We start from the raw sequence: 12,315 nt of genomic DNA on the forward strand, positions 1-12,315 counted from the left end.
CTATAATTTTATTTTAGATACTGTATACTATTGAGTAAAACAGACCACAATTTCGCTCCCATAATCAATAGCTTTCTCTTTTACATTTGCTACTTCCTTCTGAAAAATAGCGCTATATTTATTAGATTGTCGTTTTAAAACTATATTCCATTTCTCCAGCTAGTGCTGCTGGGGTATCATCCGTTTCTCTGAAATCATGTGTGTGTATTAATTCAAATGAACCAAAGTCTATTTGCTTATAAAATTCATAGCAAGGGAAACCATCATGTACACCTTCAACATGCACAGTACCACTTTCATTAACTCGTATAGTCAAAAAATAATCAGCTGCAGGTGCTGCCGCGTTTAAAGGATTACTTGCACTTGCTCTCATTTCAAATGAAACTTCATCTTTACTCCATACAATGTTTGTACATGCAATGTTATCTGTACTTGTTTCTCCCTTTTGATACTCAATTGAGCCATCTGGATTTGTAATCTTCACAGTGACGATACAAGCATCTGCATATATGAAAATTTCTCTTTTATAAAAATCAACAGTCACTTCTTGTTCTAATCTTGAACGCTTTGTGTTCACAGCGTATGGTGCAAATTCACGTGCATCTCCAGCATATTCAAACGCTCTTCCTGTTGCAGGATCCTTAATAGGTTCCAGCGATGCATATGGTGCAAATACACTCCCTCTGATTTTAACGATATTAACCATGTGAAACCTCCATTGCTTCTATTTAGATAAATCATTATTTGCTCTATCACTAATATATAGTCAATTTGATTGACTATACCCTGTATAGTACAATAGGTTTCACCTATAGTCAACTTAATTGACTACAATCACGGAGGTTATATATATGGATCATCAAACATTTAACGAACTAGACCTTACTTCACTTTTATCATTATCTTTCAGTACATTAATTACTGAACTACATGATAGATTAAGTGAATTGGGATTTGAAGATATTAGGCCAGCACACGGTTTTATGTTCAAACGCATCCTTCCTAATGGAGCAACCGGTATAGAACTAGCTGAATATTTAGGGGTTTCAAAACAAGCCATAAGTAAAATGGTAGATTCTCTGGAGAACAGTGGTTATGTCACACGCCAAACGCATCCTACTGATAAAAGAGGTAAAATCATTGTTTTAACCGAACGTGGTTTGTCAGTAATGAAAGCAAAAGAAGAAATAGTAGCTGAAATAGAACAACGATGGATTGAAAACATAGGTGAAGAACGAATGCAAATGCTTAAAGAAGATCTAACAACATTCGTTACTAAAGAAAATACAGGGAAATTATCATCAAACATACGACCTGTTTGGTAAATAAAAACTCCATATAAAAAACGAATCCATTTTGAAAAAGACTAATCAAAATGGATTCGTTTTTTACAGTTGATTAAAATCATTGATTCCTTTAAATTTTGTTTTAAATATATGAGATAACATATTTTACGAATTATATAATTCCCTAACTCTCTTCACAACCAATCCCGTCGTATTCGCCTCTGGCGGCATCAACAAGTTTGTAACCGTTCCATACACAATAGGGTTTAATTCCACTTCATATCCGCCATATGCATATTCCTCTTTTGTCGGTAAGTAACCAATATATCCATTCGTATTTCCACCAAAGAAAGCTAGTTCATTTTGAAGACTCTCTCTCACTTCTAACGCAGTTTCCGAAAAAGGTTCCATCGGTATGCCAGAGAACATACCATCATTAATTTGAAACAGTTGAACTTCTAAATCAACACTTAACTGCCGAATACCTTGCTTATATTTCTCTAAAACGATAGTAAGCCATTCATCCGTATTCACGCCCCACTGCTTCTCCGCTAATTGAGCCATGCTTCGTATCTCATCAATTTCGGGAATATCCTTCAACTTCATTTGCATCGTACTCGAGATTGTTCTTAAATTTATAATTGGGCTATATGTAACTATTGGCAACATCGTTAATACATGTCCACTAAGTGTGTAAGCCATTTGTTTTAATGCTTCCCTTGAACCGCGATATTTCGCATTCACATTTCCAGCAGCACCTTGAACGATAATAACAGGACAGTTTACTATCTGCTCAAGAATCGCTCTCGTCATTCCAGGATAGTCCGCTGATAATACATCACTATCACCTTTTAAAACATTCGGATGCGCAGTACAAAATACTACAATCCCAGATAGCTCCTTCGTTTCAGCATCTCTTATTGCTAACATGCCAATTCGTTTATCTACAACACCCTCTATATTTGTTCCCATCTTTGCTTTTCCATCAGGCGTCCGTTCTCTTCGGTTTACTCCAATATCACCTGTCGTAACACCCCATCCAGCTTCACATGATCTCATGTTGTTATTTGCAGTAACAGCACCGTGCACTATATTATTTAATAAAATCGTTTTATACGACTTTATTAAAGGATGATTACCGACTGTTTCCGGACCAGAGTGAGTATGCGTATAAACAACTGTTATTTGCTCAAATGGTACATGAAGCTCACTAGCTACTCGTTCACGAATAATATTCGTATCTTCTACTAACATTCCAATGTTATCAATACTTATAAATACAGTCTTCACTTCATCTTTTTCAAATACAAAGATTGTCCCGTAAATGTGCTCTTCAATATTATTAATTCCTGTATCTCTATGGTATCCAATAAAATCAATACCTAAAGGCGGCGTAATATCCACCTGACATACCCCTACTTTGCTCACTTGAATCGCTCCATTTCTATATGTAACTCCCTTTCTTCAAGAATAGCATATTTAACTTTGTTCCAAATAAAAAAGAACGGACATAGCATTTCTATGTCCGTTCTTTTTATCACACATACTTCCGATGCACCATCTTCCCATCATAAGAAAACACAACGCCCTTACTCTCCACAATCGACTCCATATGCACCGTTCTCCCCCATAACTGATGAAGGTACGGTAATACTTTTTCTAAGTATTTTAAATCTAGTTCAATTCCTTCATAGCTATGTTTAATGTACAATTCCCCATTCTTTAAGTAGTCTCCATCTTCTACTACTAAGTACGGGAAACCTCCATTAGTACGCATATTTACAAGTTGATCACGCACATGCTCCCATTCTTTATCAATTACTTTATATTCTTTTCCTTGGCGCTGGAATAAGTACATATCTTCTCTCATTACAAGTTTTTTATTTAAATAGTTTCTTAGGAACGATACATCCCATTCAATTTCCCGTACTTCAAAGATTTTGTCACGACCAGAACCAGGCTTCACACCGCGTCGCTTCATTTCTTCTGTCGGGTTATTATAGCGCTCTTCAATATCTTCGAACATTTTAATACCGAGGTAGTATGGATTAATACTTGTTTTTGATGGCTGTACGACACCTGCGTTAAGCTTCGCGAATTCGATCGCTTCAGAAGATGTTAAGTCCATTTCACGAAGTATGCGTTGATGCCAGAAGGAAGCCCAGCCTTCATTCATAATCTTCGTTTCAAGCTGTGGCCAGAAATATAACATTTCCTCGCGCATCATCGTTAATATGTCGCGCTGCCACTCTTCTAGCTCACGGCTATATTCTTCAATAAAGAGGAGTAAATCTTTTTCTGGCTGCGGTGGGATTTTCTTCTTTTTATGCATATTAGGTCGTTCCCTCTTTTTGTTTCGATCATCTAAATTCCATAAATCATCGTACTGTGATATCTTTTTCTTTTCTACATCCTCTTCTAAATCTCCAATACTCCAAGCAAGTTTCGGACGCATAAGCGATGGATCAATATGTTCTTGAATGGCAAGTACGGCATCTAAAAATGTTTCTACCTCTTCTCTTCCATACTTATGTTCATACGCCTTCACACGATCTGCGGTCGCTGCCATACTCTCCACCATATCGCGTTTCGTATTAGAGAAACGAATATTATTTTTGAAGAAATCACAATGTGCTAAAACGTGCGCCACGATTAATTTATTTTGAATTAAAGAATTCGTATCTAATAAAAAGGCGTAACATGGGTCAGAGTTAATAACGAGTTCATAAATTTTACTAAGTCCCAAATCATATTGTAATTTCATTCTGAAAAATTGCTTTCCAAAACTCCAATGCGAAAACCTCGTCGGCATCCCATATGCACCAAATGTATAAATAATTTCCGCTGGACATACTTCATAGCGCATCGGATAAAAATCAAGACCAAATCCAGTCGCAATTTCCGTAATTTCAGCAATCGCATATTGTAGTGCTTTATCATCACTTGCTCTCATTATTTTCCCTCCTTACACTTTCCCTTAAGAAAGTGTATGATGAGGAACAAGCTTTCATGAGGATTGATTGCATAATAAAAAGACACTCTCGCAAAAACGAGAATGTCTCATCTATTAACCCTCAATAATCTCCATCTTCTCCGTAATCGGTGTACGAGCTTTTCCTTCTGGTGCTTTATCGAAATAGCCAAGGTGAAGAATTCCAACGATGCGTTGACCTCTTGTTAAACCAAGTCCTTCTATAAATAATGGGTTGTAGTTTAATCCGCCTGATTTCCAAACAGAACCTAATCCACGTTCCCAAGCAAGTAATTGGAAGTTTTGCATAAATGCGCATGTTGCAGCGTAATCTTCGTCACGTGGAATTTGACGTGGATCTTCATCAATGTAAACAACGATTTGTGCAGGTGTACTTAAGAAACGATCAGATAAAATTTTGCCGCGTTTCGCTCTTTCTTCTTCTGTGAAAGAGTTTAATACTGCATCTACTAACTTCTGACGACCTTCTCCAATATATAATTTACAATTCCATGGTTCACGATGTTTATGATTCGGTGCCCATGTTGCGTCGTTTAATAGTTCAATTAATAGCTCTTTTTCTACTGCTTTATCTGTAAATGTACGAACAGAGCGTCTTTCTTTAATAACATTTGCGATGGAAGTATATGTAGTCATATTTTTCTCTCCCTTATTTTTATCTATATGTATAATTCCGTTATTGATATTGATTTTCAATTTCGATTATAACCTAGTTTTTCACTATTAATCAATGTTTTATGTTGGAAAACAGCTAAAAAATTAATTTCTCGTTGTGAATAAAAAAACTTGGTGTGTTCACAAGTTTTTCACATTTTATGGAAATGATAAGTGTAAAGTTTTCCACATTATCCATCTAGGAGGAGTTTATATGTACAAGAAAATCGTAGTAAGTATGACTATGGCAGCATTATTGTGCGGGATATCTGTCTTCCCTGCTTCCGCTGCCACGCCAAAAGAAGTAACAATGCACCATCATAAACCTATTTCAGAAGAAGAAATGCAGTCGCTCGAAAAACTCGGCTATAACAAACACGAAATTTGGAAAGCTGCACACATTGCAAGAATAAGCAAAAAAGAAATTAAGGACGTTTTAGCTTACTATAAACAAAATAAATCTTGGGAGAAAACAGCCCAGCATTTCGGTGTGGATCCAAGTAAATTGAAAAAACATCATATGAATAAAGAAACGAAAAAAGCACTACTGCAAGAATTAGCAAACATGCAAAAGTCCACACCAGATGGACTGAAACAAAAAATGAAAGAATATAACATCGGCTTACGCCAACTTACCGTGTTAACAATCATCTCTCAAAAAAGTAATACCCCTCTTGACGATGTACTAAAAATGAAAAAAGATGGGATGGATATTAAACAAATTGCGGAAAAATTAAATGTTAAAAAAGAAGATATACGGGCAGAAATGATTAAATTAGTGAAGTCTATTAAAGAAAAGAAAACAAATTAGCCTGTCAAAAAGGAAGAGATATTCAATACTCTTCCTTTTCTTTATCCCGCTATTTGTGGGCAGTAAAACTCCCACCTCAAAATTCTGCTGGAGCAAAGAGGTTAGGTGGGAGATCAACTGCCCGTAAAAGCCCGATTGGTTCAACTAATAATCAGTGGGGAATGAACAAAATCCCCACTGATTAAAGTTTCACTTTATGAACTTTCAATTTTCAAGTATAAATTCCCGTCTTTCCCAAAAACTAACACAAGTAAATGATGCATGTCAGGGGTGAGAAAATGTTGCGTTCAACATCTAAAAAGAATAAAAAAACAATCTGTTCCATTCCCGAGTTTATCCACACGATGAAAGAATCTAGTGATTTCGTGTCTTATAACGTAGTAGACGATGGAACATTGTGTTTGTTTTATTATAAATCTACAGCCGAATCACTCCTCATTAATCGATTCATTTTAACACCTATTAAAAGAGAATTAGATCACATTGAAAATATAAGTGACATAGCAAATATCGTCACACTTGAGGAGATTATCACAGGCCCTTCTATTGACGATATTCGTGAAAAATTATTAGGTGGGTATGTGCTCATACAACTAAAAAATGATTCTCAAGCAGCAGAATATGCACTTATTCGTGCTGAAAGTTCAGTTTTAGGTACACGATTATATAACGATACAGAAAATGAATATAGTGTAATCGGTCCCAAAGTCGGATTCGTTGAAAATATTGATACAAATACACACTTACTTCGCCGAAGTATTGTAACGGAGCAATTAGTTTTCAAAGAAGTTGTAGTTGGCTCTATATCAAAAACAAAGGTCATAGTTGCTTACATCGAAGGCATTACAAATGATCAGCACGTCAATACTGCAATGCAGCGCCTACAAGGCATTGACTTTGATGTTCCTTTCGATGCGACTATGATCGAACAATTTATTAGCGATAATAGTAACTCTCCTTTCCCTGTTTTACTACCTACAGAGCGCTTAGATCGTTCTGTTTATGCACTCATTAATGGCGGTGTTGTCATTTTAACAGATGGTTCACCATATGCATTAGCTGGACCGGCAACATTACTCGATTTCTTTGTATCTCCAGAAGATTATTATTTACCATGGATAGCAGGCTCATTTCTTCGAATGGTTCGTTTTTTCGGAGCAGCATTCTCTTTATTTTCATCAGCTATTTATACAGCTGTATTAACGTATCACTATCAAATGATTCCTGCGGATTTACTAGGTCCGATTATTTTTTCAAGAGCTAATGTACCCTTTCCGCCCATTTTAGAAGCACTTTTTTTAGAAATCACAATCGAATTGCTCCGTGAAGCTGGAGCACGATTACCTACAAAAGTTGGACAAACAATCGGCATCGTTGGCGGGATTGTAATTGGCCAAGCATCTGTTCAGGCTGCTTTAACGAGTACCATTTTATTAATTGCAGTTGCTTTATCAGCACTCGCTTCTTTTACAACACCAACTGTAAAAATGTCTTCTACTATCCGGATACTACGATTTCCACTTATTCTTTTAGCTGGTGTATTTGGGGGCTTAGGTCTCATTGTAGGATTCGTATTCATATTAGCTCATTTAATTCGCTTAAAATCACTTGGATCACCTTATTTATTACCTTTATATCCATTTCGCGGTTTAGGGACAGCAGAGGGGCTCCTTCGCCTGCCATTTAGTCAAACTGCTGGACGTTCCTCTTTTCTAAGACCAAAAAAGAAATGGCGCTATGATCCAAACAAAGCGAAAGAAAAACATGATGGTGAAGAGAAATGAAAAATACTTTATTATGCTTTTCCATTATCACTTTAATTTTCCAATCCGGCTGTACACAACCGAATATAGTAGACACACAGCGAATGATTCATGTAGGTGGATTTGATATAACGAAAGACAAACAATTTCGCGGGACGATTTTATATCCCGATTACACAAAAGGCGTTCAATCAAAACCAGAAACTCAGTCAACTACTGCTGGCACGATTGAAACAATATCTTCACGACTAAATGCAAAATCGCCTCATACTATCGCTGTCGGTCAAATGCGTGTTGTGCTTTTTGGAAAATCCATTGGCGAACATGGAATTGGCGATATTATAAATAATTTGCAACGTGATCCTAATATTGGTCGAGATGTTCAACTAGCACTGGTAGACGGTTCTACAGAAAAACTGCTCAAACATATTAAAACAAATGGATCACTCTATCTGTCTGACTTACTGGAGCAAAACATAGAAGCCGAAACGATTCCACGGACTGCTTTAAATATTTTTTTATATAACTTTTATTCATCAGGATGCGATCCATTTCTTCCTTATATTGAAATTGATGAAGACAAGTCTGCTTCCATTAAAGGACTCGCTTTTTTAAAAAAGGATAAAGTGGTTATGTACACAGATAAAAAAGGATCTTTTTTATTGAAATTACTCCTTAATCCAACTACAAATGGTCGTTATGAAGTTCCAATACAGCAAGGTAACCATAAAGGATTAATTGCCACTCAAAACTTATCTGGAAAGAGCGTTTGTTACCTTTCCGATACTGGTGACATTCCGAAAGTTAACATCCACTTAAAATTAAATGGACTCATAAAAAGCGCTCCAAACTGGCTTGATTTAGCGAAAAACGAAAACATAACTTACATAAAAAAACATGTAGAAAAAACAGTTGAGAAACATTTAAACGAATTAATAAAACAATTCCAAGAAAAAGAGGTCGATCCGATAGGGATACGGGAAGAAATTCGTAGTCATTCAAGAAAATGGACTATAAAACAAATTCAAGAAATGTACCCTAATGTAGATGTTGCTGTTCACGTACAAATCAATGTTGTGCAATCTGGTATCGGAGAATAGTGAGGTGTTACAATGGCTGAGCAAAATAAAACAATGACTGTTTCCCCTTATTTCACATTTCTTTTATTACACTCTCTTCAAATTGGAGTAGGCGTGTTAGGATACCAACGAGTTATTGCACAATATGCTGGTTATGATTCTTGGATTTCCCTTATTGTTGCGGGTGTCTTAACTCATATCGTACTGTTTTGTATGTTAAAAATGTTAGATAAAGACAATGATTTGATGACCATTCATACGACATGTTTCGGAAAATGGATTGGAACCTTTTTGTCTATGTGCTTTGCTGCATATCTTCTGTTATTTTGCCTTACTGTGCTTCGTACATATATCGAAGTCATTCAAGTATGGGTCTTTCCTACAATTAAACCATGGAAATTAACATTATTATTTTTACTCGTGACGTATTACGTAATAAAAGGTGGCTTCCGCTCTGTAACAGGAATGTGTTTTTGGGGAGTCGTAATACCGATTTTCGTACTATTCTTCTTAGTTTTCCCTATGAAATACGCACATGTCCGTAATATTTTACCTATTTTCACCCATTCACCTGCAGACATTCTATATTCAGCGAAAGCATCTGCATTAGAGTTTCTTGGATTTGAAGCAATCCTTATCTTTTACCCACTTATTAAAAAGGGAAAATCGCTACATAAATGGGCACATGGCGGGATTGCTTTCACAACTATTTTATATGTAGTACTAGCAATCGTTTCCCTTATGTACTATAGTCAGGGCCAACTGCATCATACAATTTGGCCTACTTTAACAATGCTAAAAATTATTAAAGTCCCATTCATTCAGCGATTTGAATACATTATTATTTTCATCTGGTTTCTTATTATTTTACCTAATCTTTGTTTAACCATTTGGTCTTCTTGTCGTATTAGTAAATACTCTTTTCACATACCATTTAACATTACATTGCCATTGTTTATCGCGACTATATTTGTTTCATCTTTGTTTTTCACAAACAGGGAAAGCATCAATACATTAAATACCGTACTATCTCAGGCTGGATTGTATATTGTATACGCTTATATCCCAATCTTATTTCTATTCCATTCACTACGATGGCGCTTCAAAAATCAGTCGAAAAAATCTTCACCCGACACACCATGATATTTGATACAATTTGGTTAATACATTTGTAAAGGGGACAAGCGAATGAAAAAGTATGTATTTTCTTTACTTGCAGTACTTAGTTTAATTCTTGCTGGATGCGGGAGTACTGGTACAAATGAAAAAAAATCATCTGAATCAAAAGAAGAGCATGACCACGCATCGCATACTCAGCAGGCTGACATTCAAGAAAAAACAAAAGGAGTCGACACACTCCCTACCTTCCTAGACAAGCTTGATCCACAAATGAAAGATATCTACACTGTCGCTGGACAAAATGCAGAGCTATTAGATTGGATTCCATGTTACTGCGGTTGCGGTGAGAGTGTAGGACATAAAAATAATAAAAACTGCTTTATTCGTGAAATTAAAAAGAATGGTGAAGTTGTTTGGGATTCCCACGCAACAACTTGCGTCAATTGTCTAGAAATCGCAGTTGAATCTGCTGCGATGAAACAAAAAGGAAAATCAACTCTTGAAATTCGTAACTATATTGACAATAAATACAAAGAAGGCTATGGCAAGCCAACACCTACGCCAATGCCAAAAGCATAAAAACGAGGAAACACCTCGTTTTTTTCTTTTCATTCACTTTTTTTCTTAACAAATTCTTTCAAGTTTATTTCTCCTTACTTGTCACACACTATATATAACTCCTCAGTAAGGAGGGTACACAGTGCAAACATATAACGACTATGATAAAGCTCTCTATTACACGTATTGCTGTAATTGGGATAAATTACTCGTTCTCATGGTTCAGACGAACGATCAATTATTTTCTAAGCGTATTGAGCATTTTTTACACGCTTATCAATACAGTAAAGAACTACCAGAAGTTGATAAACAATTGCAACTCCTATTTCAATATATTGACCACGCATCCCAAAAGTCACATGTAGAAGAAGTAGAGCAAATTCAAATGTAAAATATAGCGCTATTCTCTTTATGAGAATGGCGCTTTTTTAAAATGTTTATACCAATAAAAGTTTCTCCTTATAAAACTTTTATTGATAAACATATTTTTTCTTTCTTTTCCCTACTACTTCATACTATAATTTAGTATGTAACTATTATAAGTGAGGTATAAAATATGGGACGAGAAAAAAAGCAAGAATATGCTTTACTTACTGCATGGGGAGCTTCGTTTATTGCTACATTAGGAAGTCTATACTTTTCCGAAATCATGAAATTTGAGCCTTGTGTCCTTTGTTGGTATCAACGTATTTTTATGTATCCATTCGTTTTATGGCTCGGTATCGCTGTAGTAAAGAAAGACTATCGCATTGCAAGTTATTCTTTACCAATCGCAAGTATTGGTGCTTGTATATCTTTATATCACTATGCAATTCAAAAAATCGCAGCATTTTCAGCTGCTGGGGCAGCTTGCGGCCGCGTACCTTGTACGGGAGAATACATAAACTGGTTCGGCTTTGTGACAATCCCGTTTTTAGCACTTATCGGCTTTATCACAATCGCTGTTTGTAGCTTCATCGTAATCAAAAACAAATAAGGAGATGAAAGAATGAAAAAAATGCTTATATTTGGCGGTATTATTATCGCCTTGTTTGCAGCAATTTTTGCTGTAACACAAATGGAAGAAAAAAATGCTTCAACTAGCCAAAAAATTGATAATGCTACTGGTAGTCAAACAGATGGTTCTGACTACTACACAAATAAAATCTCTCTTTCAGATCTTCAAAAGAATTTAAAAGAGAAAAAAGAAGAAACAGTATACTTTTATCAAACATCTTGCGTTCATTGTCAAAAGCTATCTCCTATCGTAGTACCAATGGCTAAAGACTTGAACGTTGATATGAAAGTTATGGACATTGAAAAACTAGATGCTCCTTGGGATGAATATAAAATTAAAGGAACTCCAACAATCATTCACTTTAAAGATGGCAAAGAAGTAAGCCGTATTAGTGGTGAACAACCGAAAGACAAATTAAAAGAATGGCTTGAGCAAACGAAAAAATAACGAGAAAAGGAAACTCCTTCTATACATGAAATGGACGTAAAATCCCACACTAATGTATAAGGAGGGGGTTTTATGCCTGAAGTAAAATGCTCTGTTTCCAATTGCTCATTTTGGGGACAAGGTAACTTTTGTCAAGCAAGTGCAATCGTTGTTCAACCGGATGCACAAGAGGCTGGTCAGAATACAAATGATTCGTTTACAAGCGCTACTTTAACAAACGAGACGCTTGAAAGTTCTGTAACAACGAGTGTAGAAACTTGTTGCCATACATTTAAACCAAAATATTAAACGTAAAAGCATACGATTAGTCGTATGCTTTTTTACATTCCTCTCCAAAAATCATGCATTATAAAAAAGTACAAAATAACGAGAAGGACCGTCCCGCATAAAGTGATGCGTCGATATACACTCTTCTCCCCTTCCCTCGCTTTAACAAACGCCCAAATAAATCCGACGAACAATATTAAATCAATATATGGAACATAAAAGGAGAAGACGAGTAACGCATATAAATACACGATAAATAAACAAGTCGTGATTAAGAAAATTTTAAATGCAAATTCACTTTTCATAATGTGACCGCCCCCCAATCTGTACTGTATTATATTC

At 35.8% G+C, this 12,315-nt stretch carries 15 protein-coding genes; 10 read left to right on the forward strand and 5 right to left on the reverse strand.

Features of this window, described 5'->3' with window-relative positions; translation table 11 throughout:
- Positions 1–121 precede the first annotated feature (121 nt).
- On the reverse strand, positions 122–706 hold the full coding sequence (locus tag MRBLBA3_RS08900; RefSeq protein WP_000247260.1) for a DUF3238 domain-containing protein: 585 nt from the start codon (positions 704–706) through the stop codon (positions 122–124).
- A gap of 145 nt (positions 707–851) precedes the next feature.
- Between MRBLBA3_RS08900 and MRBLBA3_RS08905 the strand changes: the two genes are divergently transcribed.
- Positions 852–1,325 carry a MarR family winged helix-turn-helix transcriptional regulator gene (locus MRBLBA3_RS08905; protein WP_000350029.1) on the forward strand — a complete coding sequence of 158 codons (474 nt, stop codon included), beginning with the start codon at positions 852–854 and terminating at the stop codon, positions 1,323–1,325.
- 126 nt (positions 1,326–1,451) lie between these two features.
- On the opposite strand, the gene MRBLBA3_RS08910 is transcribed toward MRBLBA3_RS08905, so the two are convergent.
- From MRBLBA3_RS08910 to MRBLBA3_RS08920, 3 genes are all read right to left on the reverse strand, one after another.
- Complete coding sequence (locus MRBLBA3_RS08910; protein WP_363380900.1) at positions 1,452–2,714, reverse strand: neutral/alkaline non-lysosomal ceramidase N-terminal domain-containing protein; 1,263 nt, start codon at positions 2,712–2,714, stop codon at positions 1,452–1,454.
- A 109-nt stretch (positions 2,715–2,823) separates the two neighbouring features.
- Positions 2,824–4,239, reverse strand: coding sequence for a stage V sporulation protein SpoVR (gene spoVR, locus MRBLBA3_RS08915; protein WP_001202725.1), 1,416 nt, complete (start codon positions 4,237–4,239; stop codon positions 2,824–2,826).
- A 114-nt stretch (positions 4,240–4,353) separates the two neighbouring features.
- Positions 4,354–4,914, reverse strand: coding sequence for a nitroreductase family protein (locus MRBLBA3_RS08920; protein WP_363380904.1), 561 nt, complete (start codon positions 4,912–4,914; stop codon positions 4,354–4,356).
- A gap of 232 nt (positions 4,915–5,146) precedes the next feature.
- On the opposite strand from MRBLBA3_RS08920, the gene MRBLBA3_RS08925 reads away from it, so the two are divergent.
- The 9 genes from MRBLBA3_RS08925 (at position 5,147) to MRBLBA3_RS08965 (ending at position 11,994) form a co-directional block, all read left to right on the forward strand.
- Positions 5,147–5,743, forward strand: a complete 597-nt coding sequence (locus MRBLBA3_RS08925) for a hypothetical protein (protein WP_000277042.1) — start codon at positions 5,147–5,149, stop codon at positions 5,741–5,743.
- A gap of 278 nt (positions 5,744–6,021) precedes the next feature.
- On the forward strand, positions 6,022–7,527 hold the full coding sequence (locus tag MRBLBA3_RS08930) for a spore germination protein (protein WP_363380908.1): 1,506 nt from the start codon (positions 6,022–6,024) through the stop codon (positions 7,525–7,527).
- The gene (locus MRBLBA3_RS08935) at positions 7,524–8,606 is read left to right on the forward strand and encodes a Ger(x)C family spore germination protein (protein WP_000799216.1); all 1,083 of its coding nucleotides are present in this window, start codon (positions 7,524–7,526) and stop codon (positions 8,604–8,606) included. The genes MRBLBA3_RS08930 and MRBLBA3_RS08935 overlap by 4 nt, the downstream gene beginning before the upstream one ends.
- Before the next feature lie 12 nt (positions 8,607–8,618).
- A complete protein-coding gene (locus MRBLBA3_RS08940; RefSeq protein WP_000840531.1) occupies positions 8,619–9,728 on the forward strand; it encodes a GerAB/ArcD/ProY family transporter in 1,110 nt (369 codons plus the stop codon).
- Positions 9,729–9,773: 45 nt separating this feature from the next.
- On the forward strand, positions 9,774–10,283 hold the full coding sequence (locus MRBLBA3_RS08945; protein ID WP_000761030.1) for a PCYCGC domain-containing protein: 510 nt from the start codon (positions 9,774–9,776) through the stop codon (positions 10,281–10,283).
- A 121-nt stretch (positions 10,284–10,404) separates the two neighbouring features.
- Positions 10,405–10,653, forward strand: a complete 249-nt coding sequence (locus tag MRBLBA3_RS08950) for a YhdB family protein (RefSeq protein WP_001195459.1) — start codon at positions 10,405–10,407, stop codon at positions 10,651–10,653.
- A gap of 165 nt (positions 10,654–10,818) precedes the next feature.
- A complete protein-coding gene (locus tag MRBLBA3_RS08955) occupies positions 10,819–11,238 on the forward strand; it encodes a disulfide oxidoreductase (RefSeq protein ID WP_000532269.1) in 420 nt (139 codons plus the stop codon).
- Positions 11,239–11,250: 12 nt separating this feature from the next.
- Complete coding sequence (locus tag MRBLBA3_RS08960; RefSeq protein ID WP_000738437.1) at positions 11,251–11,706, forward strand: thioredoxin family protein; 456 nt, start codon at positions 11,251–11,253, stop codon at positions 11,704–11,706.
- Between the two features lie 72 nt (positions 11,707–11,778).
- A complete protein-coding gene (locus MRBLBA3_RS08965) occupies positions 11,779–11,994 on the forward strand; it encodes a DUF1540 domain-containing protein (RefSeq protein ID WP_001115400.1) in 216 nt (71 codons plus the stop codon).
- A gap of 32 nt (positions 11,995–12,026) precedes the next feature.
- On the opposite strand, the gene MRBLBA3_RS08970 is transcribed toward MRBLBA3_RS08965, so the two are convergent.
- Positions 12,027–12,278 (reverse strand): hypothetical protein, encoded by a 252-nt coding sequence (locus tag MRBLBA3_RS08970; protein WP_000834188.1) that lies wholly within the window; start codon positions 12,276–12,278, stop codon positions 12,027–12,029.
- Positions 12,279–12,315 lie beyond the last annotated feature (37 nt).

Source organism: Bacillus sp. LBA3-1-1.1, from assembly GCF_040676495.1.
Lineage (GTDB): Bacteria > Bacillota > Bacilli > Bacillales > Bacillaceae_G > Bacillus_A > Bacillus_A nitratireducens.